This window comes from Stenotrophomonas sp. C9D9 (assembly GCF_056491205.1).
Genome location: NZ_JBSZIF010000004.1, coordinates 518,510 through 536,525 on the forward strand (window position 1 = coordinate 518,510; position 18,016 = coordinate 536,525).

Sequence of the window (18,016 nt, forward strand, 5' to 3'; positions counted from 1 at the left end):
ACGAGTAAAGTTCCGACGAACGGTTGCTCTCGCGCACGAAACGCCGGGTTCCGGGCCGCAGAAACAACAAGACCCGGCCGAAGCCGGGTCCTGCTGTGTCCTACTGGCAGAGCGTCAGAACTTAGTTCTGGACGTTCAGCTCGGTACGACGGTTCTTGGCGCGACCTTCCGGGTTGTCCGAACCATCCGGGTTGGTGTTCGGAGCAATCGGACGGCTCTCGCCGTAGCCGATCGGGCCGACCAGACGACCGGCGTCAACGCCGTTCTTGGTCAGGTAGTTGTACACGGCGGTAGCGCGACGCTCCGACAGCTTCTGGTTGTAAGCGTCGGTACCCTTCGAGTCGGTGTGACCGGCAACTTCAACGCGCAGATCCGGGTAACGCTTCAGGATCTCGGTGGCTTCGCTCAGGATCGCCACGGCGTCCGGACGCAGGTTCGACTTGTCGAAGTCGAAGTTGACGCCCTTCAGGTCGATGGAGACCGGAACCGGGCAGCCGTCCGGACCGATGGTCTGACCCGGCTGCGAGTTCGGGCACTTGTCGTCGCAGTTGTTGACGCCGTCACCGTCGTCGTCCAGGTCGGCGCAGCTCGGGGCAACCGGAGCCGGAGCCGGAGCAGCCGCGACCGGAGCCGGGCCCAGCGGGATCACGACGCCGACCGAAGCCAGCACATCGCCGAACCAGCTTTCGTCCTTGGCGGCGATGCTCTGGTCGTCGAAGTCAGCGCGGTAGGCCACTTCGGCGCGGACAGCAACACGCTTCTCGAAGGTGGTCTGCAGGCCGACGCCCAGCTTGGCGGCAACGTTGCCGTCCTTACGCTTGCGCGGACCGTTGTTGTCCAGGGCAGCGTACTGCTCTTCCGACTTCTGGTAGCCCAGGCCACCGACGATGTACGGGTTCCAGCCGCGGCCTTCCTTGATGAAGTGGCGACGCAGGTCCAGCGAGACGCCGTACTGCGACCAGTTCAGGTCCTGGTTGCTGTCGAAGTTCGGGTTCTGGTAGTTCAGCTCACCGTCCAGCGACCAGTTCGGGCTGATGAACTTACCCAGGCCCAGGGTCACGAACGGAGCGTCATTGGTCAGACGGTCGCTGTCCTGGAAGTTGAAGCCGGCCGAACCGGTCAGGTACCAGCGGTCATCGAACTCCTGCGCCGAAGCTGCCTGGGCAAAAGCCAGGCCGCCCAGCAGCGCGGCAGTAAGGATCTTCTTGTTCATTGAGTACAGCTCCTATTTCGGGGGTATGAAACCGGTAGAGGCATGGGCCAGCACTAGTGCGTCGATGTACGACAGCCGATTCAGCACGCCACCGCCGCGAACATTATGCTCAGGCGGGTGAAGGCCATGTTAACAGTCCCGTAACATGTGAAGTGTTGCGCCCGACCGTTCACCGGTCCGACGTTGAAACCCTATACAGGATGATGAAAATCCGCAAGACCCCCACGCTGCAAGGGTTTGACGGGGTTTAAGCGGCAAAAACGACATATTGCGCAACACACTGCATCACACGGTTCAGCAGGTTTGCGGAAACGTGAGGAACCTTATGATGGGATCACGAACCCAGCCGGAGCCGTGATGAAAGCCGTCGCCCTGAGTCGTGAATACGCACCTTCCCTGCGTGATGTCCTGCTGCCACCGCCGCTGCCGCCACGCGGCCGCGACCTGCTGGTCCGTATCGAAGCGGTATCGGTCAACCCCGTCGACGGCAAGCAACGGGCCGCCACCGATCCGGCCACCCTCGAGGTTCCCCGGGTGCTGGGCTGGGACGCCGCCGGTGTGGTCGAAGCCATCGGTGACGAGGCCAGCCTGTTCGCCTCCGGTGACGAGGTCTACTTCGCCGGCGACGTTACCCGGCCGGGCTGCAACGCCCAGTACCAGTGGGTGGACGAGCGCCTGGTCGCCCGCAAGCCGACCACGCTCGATTTCGCGGAAGCCGCCGCGCTGCCCCTGACCACGCTGACCGCCTGGGAGCTGCTGTTCCAGCGCATGCCGCTGCACCTGGATGATCGCCGCCATGGCGGCCAGCACCTGCTGGTGATCGGCGGCGCGGGCGGCGTGGGCTCGATGGCGATCCAGCTGGCCCGCCATGCCGGCTTCGAGGTGATCGTCACCGCCTCGCGCGCGGCCTCGATCGACTGGTGCCGGCAGATGGGGGCCACGCATGTGATCGACCATCGGCAGCCGCTGCAGCCCCAGTTGCAGGCACTGGGCATCGATGCGGTGCAGGTGGCGCTCAATCTGGCCGACACCGATCACTACTGGGACGAACTGGGCCAGCTGCTGGCACCGCAGGGCCATGTCGGCCTGATCGTGGAGCCGCGTGGCGCACTGCGCATCGGCGATCCGTACAAGGCCAAATGCATCGGCATCCACTGGGAATTCATGTTCGCGCGCTCGCGCTTCGCCACTGCCGACCGCATCGAGCAGCACCGCATCCTCAGCCGCGCCGCCAGCATGATCGATGCCGGCCAGCTGCGTGGCACGCTCAGTGAAACGCTGGGCTCGATCAATGCAGCCAACCTGGATATCGCGCATGAACGCTTGGCCAGCGGGCGCACGGTGGGCAAGCTGGCGCTGGTGGGCTGGGACGACTGACGCTTCATATAGCGCCCCACGTGCAGGATCGGTGCTGCCTGTACCGGCGGATTCACCGGCATCTGTATCTATGGAAGCAGCAGGAACGGGGATACGGTGGGAACAGATTCCCTTCCCCTGTGCCCGCCATGCCTACCGCCCTGCCCCTGCGCCTGCTGCAACTGATCACCGGCCTGTTCCTGTATGGCTTCGGTGCCTCGCTGATGATCCGTGCCGCTATCGGTGTTGCGCCCTGGGACGTGTTGTCGCAGGGCATCGCTGCACAGACGCCACTGTCCTTCGGCCTGGCGACCAATGTCATCGGTGCGCTGGTGCTGCTGCTGTGGTGGCCACTGCGCCAGAAGCCGGGCGTCGGCACCGTGCTCAACGTGATGCTGATCGGTCCCTCCGCACAGTTCGGGCTGTGGCTGCTGCCGCCGGCCGTCGGCCTTGGCTGGCAGCCGGCGATGTTCTGTGCCGGCATGCTGCTGGTCGTGCTGGCCACCGGCCTGTACATCGGCGCCCGCCTCGGCCCGGGACCACGCGATGGCCTGATGACCGGCCTGCATGCCCGCACCGGCTGGCCGATCTGGAAGGTGCGCAGCCTGATCGAAGGCAGCGTATTGCTGCTGGGCTGGTGGCTGGGCGGCAATGTCGGCCTCGGCACCCTCGCCTTCGCCCTGCTGATCGGCCCGCTGTGCGGGGTCACGCTGGGCTGGTTCGGCATCGGCCGCACCCCGGTAGAGCCGGCCGCTGGCCGGCAGCCGCAGTCGCCCTGAGCTGACCGGGCTACCGGCCAGCCGCCGACACTGCCCACCAGGCGGCCCTTGCCCCGGCCGCCGTTTCGCGGCACGCTTCGCGCTTCCGTACGCAAGCGTATCGACCATGTCGCCAGCCAACGAAAGCGCCTATCCCCATCTGTTCGCCCCGCTGGACCTGGGCTTCACCCAGCTGCGCAACCGCGTATTGATGGGCTCGATGCACACCGGTCTGGAAGATCGCGCCCGCGACTTTCCGCGGCTGGCGGCCTACTTCGCCGAGCGCGCCGAGGGCGGCGTCGGCCTGATCGTCACCGGCGGCTTCGCGCCGAACGTGGTCGGCTGGCTGAAGCCGTTTGGCGGCAAGCTGTCCTGGCCCTGGGAAGTGCGGCCGCACCGCCAGCTCACCGCCGCCGCGCACCAGCACGGCGCGAAGATCTGCCTGCAACTGCTGCACGCCGGCCGTTACGCCTACCATCCGTTGTCGGTGGCACCGTCGAAGCTGAAGGCACCGATCAACCCGTTCACCCCCCGCGCGTTGTCGGCCAGTGGCGTCGAGCGCCATATCGCCGACTACGCACGCAGCGCGAAGCTGGCCCGCGAGGCCGGCTACGACGGCGTCGAAGTGATGGGCTCGGAGGGCTACCTCATCAACGAGTTCATCGCCCCGCGCACCAACAAGCGCACCGACCGTTGGGGCGGTGACGCCAGCCAGCGCATGCGCTTCGCGGTCGAGATCGTGCGCCGCATCCGCGAGGCCTGCGGCCCGGACTTCATCATCATCTATCGCCTGTCGCTGGTGGATCTGGTCGACGACGGCAGCAACTGGGAAGAGATCGTGCAGCAGGCGCAGGCCATCGAGGCGGCCGGTGCGACGATCATCAATTCCGGTATCGGCTGGCATGAAGCGCGCATCCCGACCATCGCCACCTCGGTGCCGCGTGCTGCATTCGCCGGGGTCACCGCCAAGCTCAAGCCGCATGTGAAGGTGCCGCTGGTGGCGACCAACCGCATCAACATGCCCGACGTCGCCGAGCGCATCCTCGCCGATGGCGGCGCCGACATGGTGTCGCTGGCGCGCCCGCTGCTGGCCGACCCGCAATGGCCGAACAAGGCCCGTGCCGGCCGCGCCGAGGTGATCAACACCTGCATCGCCTGCAACCAGGCCTGCCTGGACCACGTGTTCGAGAACAAGCTGGCCAGCTGCCTGGTCAACCCGCGCGCCGCGCACGAGACCGAGCTGGTCTATCGCCCCACCGCCACGCCGAAGAAGATTGCCGTGGTCGGTGCCGGCCCCGCCGGCCTGGCCTGTGCCACCGTCGCTGCCCAGCGTGGCCACCAGGTCACCCTGTTCGATGCCAACGAGGAGATCGGCGGCCAGTTCAACGTGGCCAAGCGCATCCCGGGCAAGGAAGAGTTCCACGAGACCCTGCGCTACTTCCGCCACACGCTGGCCGAAACCGGCGTGCAGCTGCGCCTCGGCACCCGCGCCGACGCCGCCACCCTGGCCGGGTTCGACGAGGTGGTGCTGGCCACCGGCATCACTCCGCGCAAGGTCGACTTCCCCGGTGCCGACCACGCCAAGGTGGTCAGCTATCTGGACGTACTGCTGGGCCGGGTCGAAGTGGGCGCCAATGCGGCGATCATCGGCGCCGGCGGCATCGGCTTCGATGTCGGCGAATTCCTCAGCCACGCCGGTGAGTCCCCCTCCCTTGACCCGCAGCGCTGGATGGCCGAGTGGGGCGTGGACAGCACCTTCGAGGCCCGCGGCTCACTGGCCAGGCCCGAGGTTGAAACCTCGCCGCGCCGGCTGTGGCTGCTGCAGCGCAGCCCGGGCAAGCCCGGCGCGCGCCTGGGCAAGACTACTGGCTGGATCCATCGCGCCACGCTGAAGGCCAAGGGCGTGCGCATGCTCGGCGGCGTCGAGTACCTCGGCGTGGATGACGAAGGCCTGCGCATCCGCGTGGACGGCAGCGAACAGCTGCTGCCGGTCGACCATGTGGTGATCTGCGCCGGGCAGGAACCGAACCGCATGCTGCAGGCAGAATTGCAGGCGGCCGGCATCAACGCGCAGCTGATCGGCGGTGCCGATGTGGCCGCAGAACTCGATGCAAAACGCGCCATCGACCAGGGCAGCCGGGTCGCTGCCGCGCTCTGATGAGCGCCTGAATGGGGGACGGAATGTGATTTCCGTCACCCCCGTTGAACCTGAATGTCAAGCCGAGCGGTTCACGATGCGTTCGGCTATGCCCCCCTACCTTGCGCCATCTTTCCGCTCACCAGCCAGTTTCCGGTGAGCCGGCGCAGCCCCCACGATCGGTACTGATCGTTTCTTTTGGGGCTGCCCACGGGGCGGCCCCGATGGCCGCCTCCCCATGACGCCAAGTCGTCCCCCGCCTCCTGTCGCCCCGCGGCCGGAACCGGAGAGTGCGGCCCATACGGAGCAAGGAGTTATATGAAACTGGCCTGGATTCTCTGGCTGTCACAGTTGTTGCCGCAGCCGGCCGCTGATTCACTGTGTCTGAGCACCACCGTTTACCTGGAAGCCCGCGACCAGACCCTGCGCGGCCAGCAAGCCGTCGCCGAGGTCGCCTTGCGCCGTCTCGACAGTGGCCTGTGGGGCGACTCGATGTGCCAGGTGGTCACCGCACGCAAGCAGTTCGCGCCGACCATCGTCTCCCCCGGCACCCAGCTGGGCAACGACGCCGCCTGGAGCGAAGCGATGAACGTCGCCTTCGACGCCGAGCGCAACTGGGCGCTACCGGCCGGCGAGCGCCGCGAAATCGTGCCCGGTGCCAGCCACTTTGCTGCGCTGTCCATCGCCAGCCCGAACTGGCGCAATGCCTACCAGGTGGCCACCATCGGCGATCACACCTTCTATAAGGTGCAGAACCTCAAGCCGCGGCAGTCGTAACGATCCGTGCTGGCGGCAGCGTTGCCGCCCGCCGCCAGGCTCTGGGATAGTGGGGGCTTCCCGCCCGCATCACCTGGAGTTCCCATGAAGCTGTACAGCAAGCCCGGTGCCTGTTCCACCGCCGACCACATCGCCCTGCAGTGGACCGGCCAGCCGTTCGAGGTTGAACTGCTGAACAAGGACACCCTGAAGGGTCCGGAATTCCTCAAGATCAATCCGGCCGGCGCCGTTCCCGCACTGGTCGACGGCGACTTCGTGCTGCTGCAGAACGCCGCGATCATGGGCTACATCGCCGACAGCTTCCCGCAGGCCGGCCTCGGCGGCGACGGCAGCCCGCGCCAGCGCGCCGAAGCCACCCGCTGGCTGGCCTTCGTCAATTCGGACGTGCATCCGGCCTTCTCGCCGCTGTTCGCGCCGGGCAAGTTCATCGCCGACGAGAGCCAGTTCGATGCGATCCGCGCCGCCGCGCACAAGCGCCTGCGTGGCCTGTTCGAGACCGCTGACAAGCAGCTGGCCGACAAGCCCTGGCTGGCCGGTTTCCGCAGCTTTGCCGACCCGTACTTCTACATCACCCTGCGCTGGGCCGCCGGCACCAGGGTCGACCTGTCCGGCCTGGACAACCTGGCCGCCTACAAGGCGCGCATGGATGCCGATGCCGGCGTGCAGGCAGCACTGAAGGCTGAAGGCCTGGCCTGACGCCACCGGCTACCAAGCGGGGTCGGATCCGTCTGCGCAGCAGGCGGCTCTGACCCCCTCGGCTCCAACGGGGTGATCAACCGATCTGGCGGATCACTTCACCCTTGGCATCGCGCAGGTAGGTCGGCACCACGTCGATGCGCAGCGCCTCCGCCACCGGGTAGATCCCACGCTCGGCGCGCACGCCCGCCAGGGCCTGCAGACCTGTCTCGTCCAGTACCCAACGCGCACTGTCGGCCGATACCTCGCCGGCCTCACCGTGCCCGGCCGGAATGAATTCCCACTGCCGCTCGCGGCTGACCAGTTCCAGCGATTTGCCGTGGCGCAGGCGCAGCGGCAGCAGTTCGCACACGCTGGCGACCTGGCCGGCGCCGAGCACCAGCGTGGTGACGCCCGCCTCCTGGCGCCAGTCCAGGGTCTCGATGAACAGCATGCCGGTGCTGGAGCCCTCGCGCTCGCTGCCGGCCTGCACCTGTGCGGCCAGTGCCGGATCGTCCAGCAGATTGCCGCGATGCAGATCGCTGATCCACAGCGCCATCGCCGGCAGCAGCGCCTGCAGCACACCACGCGTCGACCAGCGCTTGACCGCCTCCATCTCCTCATCGGTCAAGCCGACCAGCTGCAGGAACTGCAGATGGCCGTTGGCCGTGTCCCGCGCCGGCAACTGCGGGTCGGCAATGAAGGCCAGATGGCACAGCCGCGTGCCGGTCTCCAGCGCGATCGGGCCGTTGGCGTTGAGGTGGTGGCCATCCTCGAACACATTGCCGCTGCCGAACACATAGCGCGCCAGGTTCTGCAGCAGGTTCATCGGCCACACGGGTGGCGTGCTGCCGGCGTTCTCACCGGCGTCGGCAGCGAGGCGGAAGGTCAGCTCGAAACCATAACCGCTGGCATCCGCATCACGGCTCTCCTTGGCGTACAGCTCGGAGAAGCCGTAGGTGATGTAATGCCAGTGCGGGACCGGCGTATCCGCCCAGTACACGCTGATGCCATCCAGCGGATCCTGGCCCCCAAGCGTATAGGGAAGCGCGGTGCCGAAGTGGCGCGGCTCCTGGCCGGCATACAGCGGCGCCAGCGCCGCATTGATCGCGTCCCAGCCTGGGGTGTCGGTGTCGTCGTGGTGGTCCTGCACGCGGGACTCCTTGTGGGGAAGTGAACCGATCACTTTACGCGGTGGCTCAGGCCTGCACGACCTCACTGCCAGCGTTCACCACGGCCGCCTGGGTTTCCTGCCACCAGCGCTGCGCCAATGCAGGGCTGCGCGCCTTGCCCACCGCCGCCAGCAGTTCCGGGCACAGGCGCTCCAGCGCCAGCGCATCGGTGCAGCGTTCGATCTTCAACTGCATGAAGTAGCCCTTCAGGCCCAGGTGACGGCGCACCGCCTCGCTCATCGCGTCGTACAACTGCTGGTACAGCGCCGGATCCTGTTCGCGGCCGGTGCTGATGCCACGCGCCGGTGCCACCTCTGCGCTTCCGCCGATCACTTCGATCAGGCCCTGTGCTGACAATTGCTCCAGTGCGTCCGGTGGTGCGCGCAGGCCTTCGAACAGGCCGCGCAGTTCGGCGTCGTCGCGATGGCCGTCGACCATCAGCAGGATTGAACGCAGTGCCGCCGGCAGGCGCCGGCTACGGTCTTCGATTTCCTGACGGCCAGCAGCCGTCTTGGCGTGCAGCAATGCCATTGCCTCCCCCTCCCTTGATGCGCAATGCCGGCGCACCCTCGCGGGCACGCCCCCCTGGGTGCCATCCCCGTGCGGCACGCGCGTTCCCCGGCGCGCGCCGCGTGTTGCAGGTCGATGACAGGCCGAGCTTAGCGCAAGTGCGCAGGGGAGTGCCGGCCGCTGGCCGGCAATCTGGGGATTGATGGGGGTGCCGGCCAGCGGCCGGCATTAACGGGTCAGCGGCCCAGCGCCCGGCGGATCTCCTCCAGCGCGCTGGGGTCGTCCAGCGTCGACAGGTCACCCGGGTCGCGCTGCTCCGCCAGCGCCTGCAACGATCGCCGCAGCAGCTTGCCCGAACGGGTCTTGGGCAGTGCATTGACCACGTGCACGTGCGCCGGGCGCGCCACCGCGCCGAGCGAGGTGGTCACCGTGGCCATCATCTCGGCCACCACCGGCGCCGGATCCTCGCCATCCAGACCCTGCTTGAGGGTGACGAACACCAGCGGCACCTGCCCCTTCAGCTCATCCTTGACCCCGATCACGGCGGCCTCGGCCACGCGCGGGTGACTGGAAATGGCCTCCTCGATCTCGCGCGTGCCCAGGCGGTGCCCGGCCACGTTGATCACATCATCGGTGCGGCCGAGGATGAAGGTGTAGCCATCATCATCGCGGATCGCCCAGTCCAGCGAGCTGTACAGCAGTTCCTTGAAGTGGCTGAAGTAACTCTGCAGGAAACGGCTGTCGTCGTTCCACACCGTGCTCATGCAGCCCGGCGGCAACGGCGGCGACACCACCAGCACGCCCTTCTGCCCCGGGGCGACTTCCTCGCCGGTGTTCTCATCGATCACCTTCATCCGGTAGCCGAGGTTGGGGAAGCCCGGCGAACCGAAGCGCACCGGCTTCATCTCCAGGCCCGGCAGCAGGGTCAGTGCCGGCCAACCGGTTTCGGTCTGCCAGTAGTTGTCGATGATCGGCTTGCCGAGCGCTTCGCTGATCCAGTGCGCGGTGGGTTCGTCCAGCGGCTCGCCGGCCAGGAACAGATATTTCAGCGCGCGCAGGTCGTGGCGATGGATGAAATCGGCGTCGTGCTTCTTCAACACGCGGATGGCCGTGGGCGACGAGAACATCGTGCGCACGTTGTACTGCTCGCACAGCGCCCACCAGATGCCCGGGTCCGGGTTGGTCGGCAGCCCCTCGTACAGCAGCGAGGTACAGCCGCCGATCAGCGGGCCGTACACATTGTAGGAATGGCCTACCGCCCAGCCGACATCGGACGTGGAGAACATCACCTGTCCCGGCCTGCAGTCGAACACGGTCTCCATCGACTGTGCCATCGCCACGGCATAACCACCGACATCGCGCTGCACGCCCTTCGGCTTGCCGGTGGTGCCGGAGGTATACAACAGGTAGCTCGGCTCGCTGGCTTCCAGCCACTGCACCGGCACATCGACTTCACCGATCTGCGCACGCAGCTCGGCGTATTCCACATCGCGGCCCGACACGCGAGGCTCGGCTGCATCCAGTCCGCGCGACACGATCAACACATGCGGTGGTGGCGAAGCCGCTTCGGCGCAGGCCGCGTCGACCATCGGCTTGTACGGAATCAACTTGCCACCGCGCATGCCGGCATCTGCCGCGATCAGCAGCTTGGGCTTGGCGTCGTCGATGCGCAGCGCCAGGTTGTGCGCGGCGAAGCCACCGAACACCACCGAGTGCACCGCACCGATGCGCGCGCAGGCCAGCATCGCGAACACGGCTTCGGCCATGTTCGGCATGTAGATCACCACGCGGTCGCCGTGGCCAACGCCGAGATGCTTGAGCACCGCGGCGAAGTCGTTCACTTCGCGATACAGCTGGCGATAGGTGATCTCGCGGGTGCTGTTGGTCTCGGTGGAAATGGCAACCAGCGCGAGCTGGTCGGCGCGCTCGGCGAGGTGGCGATCGACGGCGTTGTAGCAGAGATTGGTTTCACCACCGACGAACCAGCGCCGGAACGGCGGGTTGCTGTAGTCGAGCACCTGCTGCGGCGGTTTGTGCCAATGGATGCGCTTGGCTTCCTCGCCCCAGAAGGCCTCCGGCTCGTCGATCGAGCGACGGTAGGTTTCCTCGTAGTTCATGACGCAGCCCTCCCAGACAAAGTCATGGGTTCGAGGATAGTCCGGCGCTGCCGCGCGGGCCGTCCTACCTTGGTAGGGGGTGGGGTTTTGTTCTGCAGGGCTTGCAGCCCTGCACCTGCAGAGGCCGAAGCCAAAGCCAAAGCCAAAGCCAAAGCCAAAGCAACAGCAGACTATCCGTGGGAGGGCGGGATGGGCCCGGTTGCGGGAGACGCCGTAAACCCGTCCTTGGGGGCTTGGCCGCGGCATCCATGCCGCGGACACTCCCGCAACCGGACCCACCCCGCCTTCGACAGATTCCGCGATCTGTCGGAACGGCGTATTGCCCTGGTGGGTGTCGACCTTGGTCGACACGGTAGATCCACGCCATGCGTGGATGATTCATTCGATATCTGACAGAAAAATCGTGTCGACCAAGGTCGACACCTACCAACAGCGGCGCAGAACGACGGCCGCAGTTATCAACAGCCGCAGGAACCTGTCGAAGGTGGGGCGGTGTCGGAGTGCGGGGTGTCAGCCGCATGGATGCGGCTGCCAAGCCTACACGGACGTACTTGCGGCGTCCCCGCACTCCGACACCGTCCCGCCAACCCACGGATAGCCCGCTTTTGACGTTGACGTTGATTCTGCGGGTGCAGGGCTGCAAGCCCTGCCGAATCCCTAGAACGGCGTCGCGGACTCGAACGCGAGTGCTTCGCCTGTCACCGGATGGGTGAACCGCAGGCTGCGCGCATGCAGATGCACGCGCGGCGCAGGCGCGGCGTCATACAGCACATCGCCAACGATGGGATGGCCGAGACTGGCCATGTGCAGGCGCAGCTGATGGCTGCGGCCGGTGACCGGCTCCAGCGCCACGCGGGTACGCTGCCCTTCAACATCACGCGCCATTACGCGCCAGCGCGTCAGTGCCGGCTTGCCGCGTTCATGATCGATCATCTGCTTCGGCCGGTTCGGCCAGTCCACGATCAGTGGCAGGTCCACTTCGCCGGCATCGCCTTCAAGCAGCCCCTCCACGATCGCTTCATAACGCTTGCCAACCTGGCGCTGCTCGAACTGCATCGACAGCGCCACCTGCATGTCCTTGCCGCGCGCATGCAGCAGCAGGCCGGAGGTCACCTGGTCCAGGCGATGCACGGTCAGCGCATCCGGGTACAGCGCCTGCAGGCGCGCGACCACGCAGTCCTGGTTCTCGGCGCTGCGGCCAGGCACGGACAGCAGGCCGGCCGGCTTCTCGGCCACCAGCAGCGCGTCGTCGATGTAATGCAGGTGGATCATGCGGCTCCGTATCCGTCCAAACAGAAACGGGGAAGCCGAAGCTTCCCCGTCTTCTGCGTACCGGCCGACGGCCGGTACCTACCTCGATGGAAGACGTACCGGCCAGGGCCGGTACCGCCTGCATCAGCCCAGCAGGTGGGCGACGCCAGCGCGCTCTTCTTCCAGCTCGGCCAGGGTCTTGTCGATGTACTTCTGGCTGAAGTCGTCGATCGGCAGATCCTTGACCAGGGTGTACTTGCCGTTCTCGGTGGTCACCGCGAAACCGAAGATCACGCCTTCCGGAATGCCGTAGGAACCGTCGGACGGCACGCCCATGGTGACCCACTTGCCGTTGCTGCCCAGCACCCAGTCACGCACGTGGTCGATCGCGGCGTTGGCGGCCGAAGCAGCCGAGGACGAGCCGCGGGCTTCGATGATCGCCGCGCCGCGCTTGCCGACGGTCGGGATGAAGGTGTTGGCGTTCCACTCCTGGTCGTTGATCGCATCGGCGATCGACGCACCATCGGCGGTGGCGAAACGGTAGTCCGGGTACATGGTCGGGCTGTGGTTGCCCCACACGACCAGCTTCTCCATGCCACCGACCGGCTTGCCGAGCTTGGTCGACAGCTGGCTCAGCGCGCGGTTGTGGTCCAGGCGCAGCATGGCGGTGAAGTTTTCCGGCTTCAGGTCCGGGGCCGACTTCATGGCGATGTAGGCGTTGGTGTTGGCCGGGTTGCCGACCACCAGCACCTTCACGTCACGGCTGGCGACCTTGTTCAGCGCCGCGCCCTGGGCGGTGAAGATCTTGGCGTTTTCCAGCAGCAGGTCCTTGCGCTCCATGCCCGGGCCACGCGGACGTGCGCCAACCAGCAGGGCGATGTCGGCGTCCTTGAACGCGACTTCGGCGTCATCGGTGCCGACCATGCCGGCCAGCAGCGGGAAGGCGCAGTCTTCCAGCTCCATCATCACGCCCTTCAGGGCGGCCTGGGCCTTGTCGACCGGCAGTTCCAGCAGCTGCAGGATGACCGGCTGGTCCTTGCCCAGCATTTCGCCGGAGGCGATGCGGAACAGCAGGGCATAACCGATCTGGCCGGCGGCGCCGGTCACGGCAACACGAACGGGTGCTTTCATGGGGGTTTCCTCTTGCTTGCAAGCGTTTGATGGGACGCCGCGGGCGTGGCCACGCAGGCCTGGCGGGCGGCGGGGAACAGGGAAACGGCCACCCGTGGGTGGCCGTTTCGAAGGGGATCAGGCGGCGAGGTGCTTGTTCCACTCCGCGACGCGCTCGGCCTGGGCGGCCAGCACGGCGTCGACGTCGCCTTCCAGGGTGATCGAATGGATCACGTCGCCCTGCTTGACCGAATCGACGATGGCCTGGCCTTCCAGGACCTTGCCGAAGACGGTGTGGCGGCCGTCCAGCCAATCGGTCTTGATGTGGGTGATGAAGAACTGGCTGCCGTTGGTGTTCGGGCCGGCGTTGGCCATCGACAGCGAGCCGACCTCGTGCTTCACGCCATTCTTCTCGTCTTCGAACTTGTAGCCCGGGCCGCCGGTGCCACGACCCTGCGGGCAGCCGCCCTGGATCATGAAGTCGGCGATCACGCGGTGGAAGATCAGGCCGTCATAGAAGCCGTGCTTGACCAGGTTCACGAAGTTGGCCACGGTCAGCGGCGCCTTGTCGGCGAACAGCTCGACCTTGATCGGGCCCTGGGTGGTGTCGAAAGTGGCGATGAGGGACATGAAGATCCTTGATGCAAAGGGGAATGCGTCTAGCCACCTAGTTTACACCTGCCTCGTGGCAGCGGCGGCTTCGACCATCGGCGCAGAGCCCGGCTTCAGCCGCCGGAAGGGAGCCCCGCCGACCGGCGCTGGCGACCTCGGCCGGCGCGGCGGACAGCCAGCTGAATGGGCCCCGTGACCGGCGTGAAATCGACCTTTTCGCGAATCGTCAAGTTCGACGTATAATGTTGGACTTCTTTTTCCAAATCCGGCGCCGACTGGCCCCCTTTCGTATGTCCATCGAAAATCTTCGCAACATCGCCATCGTCGCCCACGTCGACCATGGCAAGACCACCCTGGTCGACCAGCTGCTGAAGCAGTCCGGCACCCTGTCCGAGCGCACCGTCCTCGCCGAGCGCGTGATGGACAGCAACGACCAGGAAAAGGAACGCGGCATCACCATCCTGGCCAAGAACACCGCCATCACCTGGGAAGACAAGAAGACCGGCATCAAGAACCGGATCAACATCGTCGACACCCCCGGCCACGCCGACTTCGGCGGTGAGGTCGAGCGCGTGCTGTCGATGGTCGACACCGTGCTGATCCTGGTCGATGCGATGGACGGCCCGATGCCGCAGACCCGCTTCGTGACCCAGAAGGCCTTCGCGATGGGCTTCAAGCCGATCGTCGTGGTCAACAAGGTCGACCGCCCGGGTTCGCGCCCGGAGTGGGTGATCGACCAGGTCTTCGACCTGTTCGACAAGCTCGGCGCCACCAATGAGCAGCTGGACTTCCCGATCGTCTACGCCTCGGCCCTGAACGGCTACGCCGGCCTGGAAGACACCGTGCGCGACGGCGACATGACCCCGCTGTACGAAGCGATCATGCAGCACGCCCCGCGTCCGGAAGTGGACCCGGAAGGCCCGTTCCAGATGCGCATCAGCCAGCTGGACTACAACAACTTCGTGGGCGTGATCGGCATCGGCCGCATCCAGCGCGGCACCCTGAAGAAGAACATGCAGGTCGCCGTCATCGACCGTGAAGGCAAGAAGCGCAACGGCAAGGTCGCCCAGGTGCTGGGCTTCCTGGGCCTGGAGCGCATCGAGCAGGACACGGCCGAGGCCGGTGACATCGTGGCCATCTCCGGCATTCCGGAGCTGACCATCTCCGACACCCTGTGCCACCCGGAAAATCCGGAAGCCCTGCCGGCACTGACCGTCGACGAGCCGACCATCTCGATGACCTTCCAGGTCAACAACTCGCCGTTCGCCGGCAACAAGGACCTGTCCGGTGGCAAGTTCCTGACCAGCCGCCAGATCAAGGACCGCCTGGACCGCGAACAGGTCCACAACGTGGCCCTGAAGGTCGAACAGCTGGAAGACGCCGACAAGTTCCTGGTCTCCGGCCGTGGCGAACTGCACCTGTCGGTGCTGATCGAGAACATGCGTCGCGAGGGCTACGAGCTGGCCGTGTCGCGCCCGGAAGTGATCATCAAGGAAATCGACGGCCAGATGATGGAGCCGATCGAGCAGCTGGTGGTGGACATCGAAGAAGTCCACCAGGGCGGCGTGATGGAAAAGCTGGGCACCCGCAAGGGCCAGCTGAAGAACATGGAACCGGACGGCAAGGGCCGTGTGCGCCTGGAGTACCAGATCCCGGCCCGTGGCCTGATCGGTTTCCAGAACGAGTTCAAGACCCTGACCCAGGGCTCGGGCCTGCTGTTCCACGTGTTCGACCATTACGGCCCGAAGGAACAGGGCGCCATCGCCAAGCGCATCAACGGCGTGATGATCGCGAACGCCGCGGGCACCACCCCGGCTTACTCGCTGGGCCCGCTGCAGGAGCGCGGCAAGCTCTTCGCTGCTGAAGGCGACAACGTGTATGAAGGTCAGCTGGTCGGCATCCACTCCAAGGACAACGACCTGACCGTCAACGCGATCAAGACCAAGCCGCTGACCAACATGCGCGCTTCGGGCAAGGACGATGCGATCCAGCTGACCCCGGCGATCAAGTACTCGCTGGAACAGGCCCTGGACTTCATCGAAGACGACGAGCTGGTCGAGATCACCCCGAAGGAGATCCGTCTGCGCAAGAAGTTCCTGACCGAAAGCGACCGCAAGAAGGCTTCGCGCGGCGGCTGAGCCAGCACCTCGTGAACCAGAGCGGCTACAACCCGGATCCGCACCGGCATCCGGGTCTCCACGTCATCGCCCTGCTCGAAGCGAGCAAAGCGATGCTGGCGCTGTTGGCCGCCACCGGGCTGGAAGTGCTCGGACCGCAGCCGCTGCGGCACGGCATCATGGTCCTGATCCGGCGTTTCAGCCTGGATCCGGACCATGGCACCCTGCCCTCGCTGCTGCACATGATCAGCCCCGACGCGGTGCACCTGGCCGCGGCGGGGATGATCGGCTACGGCCTGCTGCACCTGGTCGAAGCCTGGGGCCTGTGGCGGGCCAAGGCCTGGGCCTCCTGGCTGGGCTGCCTGACTGCCTCGCTGTACCTGCCCTTCGACATCTTCGCGATCATCCGCCACCCCGGCTGGCCGTCGTGGACGATCCTGGCGATCAACCTGATCGTGGTCTACGTCCTCGCCCGCGACCTGCGCAAGCGCCACCGCTGAGCACCGGCTACACTGGGGATTGGAGCCGACCAAGCCGCCCCATGCGCCCGTCCTTGCCGCCTCTGCTGACCTGCCTGCTTGCCGCGCTGCCTGCGCTGCTTTCGGCTGGCTGCAGCCCGGCCACGTCCAGCGCGCATGCGGCCGAACCCGCGAGCCGCAACGTGCCGTTCCCGTACGCCGAAACCGATGTCGCCGACCTGCAGGCGCGGATGACCGCCGGCGAGCTGGACAGCACCACCCTGACCCAGGCCTACCTGCAGCGCATCGCCACCCTGGACCGCACCGGGCCGCGCCTGCGCGCGGTGATCGAACTCAACCCGGATGCACTGAAGGAAGCCGCTGCGCGCGACCGCGAGCGCCGTGATGGGCGCCTGCGCGGCCCGCTGCACGGCATTCCGGTACTGCTGAAGGACAACATCAACGCCGCCCCGATGGCCACCAGCGCCGGGTCGCTGGCCCTGCAGGGGTTCCGCCCGGACGACGCCTACCTGGTGCGCCGGCTGCGCGACGCCGGTGCGGTGGTGCTGGGCAAGACCAATCTCAGCGAGTGGGCCAATTTCCGCGGCAACGATTCGGTGTCCGGCTGGAGCGCGCGCGGTGGCCAGACCCGCAATCCCTATCGCCTCAGCCACTCGCCCTGCGGCTCCAGCAGCGGCAGCGCGGTGGCGGTCGCCGCCAACTTGGCCAGCGTAGCGATCGGCACCGAAACCGACGGCAGCATCGTCTGCCCTGCGGCGATCAATGGCATCGTCGGCCTCAAGCCGACCGTCGGCCTGGTCAGCCGCGAGGGCATCATCCCGATTTCCTTCAGCCAGGACACCGCAGGGCCGATGACACGCAGCGTCGCCGACGCCGCAGCCGTACTGACTGCGATCGCCGGCCGCGACGATGCCGACCCGGCCACGGCCACCATGCCCGGCCGCGCAGTGTACGACTACACCGCGCGCCTGGACCCGCAGGGCCTGCGTGGCAAGCGCATCGGCCTGCTGCAGACACCGCTGCTGAAGTACCGCGGCATGCCGCCGCTGATCGAACAGGCAGCCACCGAGCTGCGTCGGGCCGGTGCCATCGTGGTGCCAGTGGAGCTGCCCAACCAGGGCGCGTGGGCCGAGGCCGAACGCACGGTGCTGCTGTACGAATTCAAGGCCGGGCTGGAGCGTTACTTCAACGCCCATCGCGCGCCACTGCGCAGCCTGGCCGAGCTGATCGCCTTCAACCAGGCGCACAGCAAGCAGGAACTGGGCCTGTTCGGCCAGGAACTGCTGGTGGAGGCCGACGCTACCGCTGGCCTGGCCGACCCCGCCTATATACGCGCACGCAGCGATGCACGGCGGCTGGCCGGCCCGGAAGGCATCGATGCTGCCCTCGCCGCCCACCAGCTCGATGCCCTGGTGGCGCCGACCACCGGTGTGGCGTGGCCGATCCGCAGCGAAGGCGACGACTTCCCCGGCGAGAGCTACGGCGCCGCCGCCGTTGCCGGCTATCCCAGCCTCAGCGTGCCGATGGGCCAGATCGATGGCCTGCCGGTCGGCCTGCTGTTCATGGGCACCGCGTGGAGCGAACCGAAGCTGATCGAAATGGCCTACGCCTATGAACAGCGCACCCGCGCGCGGCGCCCACCGCACTTCGACACCGACACCCTGATCGACGCGGGCGAGCCGTGAACCGATAGTGCCGGCCGCCGGCCGGCCGATCCGGGGTCCCCGGCCAG

The 18,016-nt window shown here is 66.7% G+C and carries 15 protein-coding genes; 8 read left to right on the forward strand and 7 right to left on the reverse strand.

The features are described from left to right. Positions 1-121: 121 nt before the first annotated feature. A complete protein-coding gene (locus ACXI0D_RS07855) occupies positions 122-1,213 on the reverse strand; it encodes an OmpA family protein (protein ID WP_014036117.1) in 1,092 nt (363 codons plus the stop codon). Positions 1,214-1,570: 357 nt separating this feature from the next. On the opposite strand from ACXI0D_RS07855, the gene ACXI0D_RS07860 reads away from it, so the two are divergent. From ACXI0D_RS07860 to ACXI0D_RS07880, 5 genes are all read left to right on the forward strand, one after another. Next, entirely contained in the window at positions 1,571-2,590 is a 1,020-nt protein-coding gene (locus ACXI0D_RS07860; RefSeq protein WP_049446735.1) for a zinc-binding alcohol dehydrogenase family protein, read from the forward strand. 128 nt (positions 2,591-2,718) lie between these two features. Then, positions 2,719-3,348: a membrane protein YczE gene (yczE, locus tag ACXI0D_RS07865; RefSeq protein ID WP_479642462.1), complete on the forward strand. Its 630-nt coding sequence runs from the start codon at positions 2,719-2,721 to the stop codon at positions 3,346-3,348. A gap of 106 nt (positions 3,349-3,454) precedes the next feature. Continuing rightward, entirely contained in the window at positions 3,455-5,485 is a 2,031-nt protein-coding gene (locus ACXI0D_RS07870) for an FAD-dependent oxidoreductase (protein WP_479642463.1), read from the forward strand. A gap of 297 nt (positions 5,486-5,782) precedes the next feature. Continuing rightward, positions 5,783-6,241 carry a cell wall hydrolase gene (locus tag ACXI0D_RS07875; RefSeq protein ID WP_004154513.1) on the forward strand — a complete coding sequence of 153 codons (459 nt, stop codon included), beginning with the start codon at positions 5,783-5,785 and terminating at the stop codon, positions 6,239-6,241. 84 nt (positions 6,242-6,325) lie between these two features. Next, a complete protein-coding gene (locus tag ACXI0D_RS07880; RefSeq protein ID WP_014036113.1) occupies positions 6,326-6,937 on the forward strand; it encodes a glutathione S-transferase N-terminal domain-containing protein in 612 nt (203 codons plus the stop codon). 76 nt (positions 6,938-7,013) lie between these two features. On the opposite strand, the gene ACXI0D_RS07885 is transcribed toward ACXI0D_RS07880, so the two are convergent. The 6 genes from ACXI0D_RS07885 to ACXI0D_RS07910 all read right to left on the reverse strand — a co-directional run bounded on the left by ACXI0D_RS07885 (position 7,014) and on the right by ACXI0D_RS07910 (position 13,706). Further along, a complete protein-coding gene (locus tag ACXI0D_RS07885; RefSeq protein WP_049446742.1) occupies positions 7,014-8,069 on the reverse strand; it encodes a suppressor of fused domain protein in 1,056 nt (351 codons plus the stop codon). 46 nt (positions 8,070-8,115) lie between these two features. Further along, a complete protein-coding gene (locus ACXI0D_RS07890) occupies positions 8,116-8,619 on the reverse strand; it encodes a hypothetical protein (RefSeq protein WP_049446744.1) in 504 nt (167 codons plus the stop codon). Between the two features lie 215 nt (positions 8,620-8,834). Next, positions 8,835-10,715, reverse strand: a complete 1,881-nt coding sequence (prpE, locus tag ACXI0D_RS07895) for a propionate--CoA ligase (protein WP_049446747.1) — start codon at positions 10,713-10,715, stop codon at positions 8,835-8,837. A gap of 657 nt (positions 10,716-11,372) precedes the next feature. After that, complete coding sequence (locus ACXI0D_RS07900; protein WP_049446750.1) at positions 11,373-11,987, reverse strand: RluA family pseudouridine synthase; 615 nt, start codon at positions 11,985-11,987, stop codon at positions 11,373-11,375. A 123-nt stretch (positions 11,988-12,110) separates the two neighbouring features. After that, positions 12,111-13,097 (reverse strand): malate dehydrogenase, encoded by a 987-nt coding sequence (locus ACXI0D_RS07905; protein ID WP_004153634.1) that lies wholly within the window; start codon positions 13,095-13,097, stop codon positions 12,111-12,113. Between the two features lie 117 nt (positions 13,098-13,214). Beyond that, the gene (locus tag ACXI0D_RS07910; protein ID WP_004153629.1) at positions 13,215-13,706 is read right to left on the reverse strand and encodes a peptidylprolyl isomerase; all 492 of its coding nucleotides are present in this window, start codon (positions 13,704-13,706) and stop codon (positions 13,215-13,217) included. Between the two features lie 272 nt (positions 13,707-13,978). Between ACXI0D_RS07910 and typA the strand changes: the two genes are divergently transcribed. From typA to ACXI0D_RS07925, 3 genes are read left to right on the forward strand one after another with little or no spacing between them, the layout of a single operon-like run. Then, on the forward strand, positions 13,979-15,826 hold the full coding sequence (typA, locus tag ACXI0D_RS07915; RefSeq protein ID WP_049446752.1) for a translational GTPase TypA: 1,848 nt from the start codon (positions 13,979-13,981) through the stop codon (positions 15,824-15,826). Positions 15,827-15,837: 11 nt separating this feature from the next. Continuing rightward, on the forward strand, positions 15,838-16,305 hold the full coding sequence (locus tag ACXI0D_RS07920; protein WP_005415426.1) for a DUF2127 domain-containing protein: 468 nt from the start codon (positions 15,838-15,840) through the stop codon (positions 16,303-16,305). A 41-nt stretch (positions 16,306-16,346) separates the two neighbouring features. Further along, the gene (locus tag ACXI0D_RS07925) at positions 16,347-17,969 is read left to right on the forward strand and encodes an amidase (RefSeq protein ID WP_479642464.1); all 1,623 of its coding nucleotides are present in this window, start codon (positions 16,347-16,349) and stop codon (positions 17,967-17,969) included. Positions 17,970-18,016 lie beyond the last annotated feature (47 nt).

Coding starts and splice junctions, on each gene's coding strand:
- ACXI0D_RS07870 (WP_479642463.1), top strand. CDS start 3,455: ATGTCGCCAGCCAACGAAAGCGCCTATCCCCATCTGTTCGCCCCGCTG.
- ACXI0D_RS07855 (WP_014036117.1), bottom strand. CDS start 1,213: ATGAACAAGAAGATCCTTACTGCCGCGCTGCTGGGCGGCCTGGCTTTT.
- ACXI0D_RS07875 (WP_004154513.1), top strand. CDS start 5,783: ATGAAACTGGCCTGGATTCTCTGGCTGTCACAGTTGTTGCCGCAGCCG.
- prpE (WP_049446747.1), bottom strand. CDS start 10,715: ATGAACTACGAGGAAACCTACCGTCGCTCGATCGACGAGCCGGAGGCC.
- ACXI0D_RS07890 (WP_049446744.1), bottom strand. CDS start 8,619: ATGGCATTGCTGCACGCCAAGACGGCTGCTGGCCGTCAGGAAATCGAA.
- ACXI0D_RS07905 (WP_004153634.1), bottom strand. CDS start 13,097: ATGAAAGCACCCGTTCGTGTTGCCGTGACCGGCGCCGCCGGCCAGATC.
- ACXI0D_RS07900 (WP_049446750.1), bottom strand. CDS start 11,987: ATGATCCACCTGCATTACATCGACGACGCGCTGCTGGTGGCCGAGAAG.
- typA (WP_049446752.1), top strand. CDS start 13,979: ATGTCCATCGAAAATCTTCGCAACATCGCCATCGTCGCCCACGTCGAC.
- ACXI0D_RS07910 (WP_004153629.1), bottom strand. CDS start 13,706: ATGTCCCTCATCGCCACTTTCGACACCACCCAGGGCCCGATCAAGGTC.
- ACXI0D_RS07880 (WP_014036113.1), top strand. CDS start 6,326: ATGAAGCTGTACAGCAAGCCCGGTGCCTGTTCCACCGCCGACCACATC.
- ACXI0D_RS07860 (WP_049446735.1), top strand. CDS start 1,571: ATGAAAGCCGTCGCCCTGAGTCGTGAATACGCACCTTCCCTGCGTGAT.
- yczE (WP_479642462.1), top strand. CDS start 2,719: ATGCCTACCGCCCTGCCCCTGCGCCTGCTGCAACTGATCACCGGCCTG.
- ACXI0D_RS07925 (WP_479642464.1), top strand. CDS start 16,347: ATGCGCCCGTCCTTGCCGCCTCTGCTGACCTGCCTGCTTGCCGCGCTG.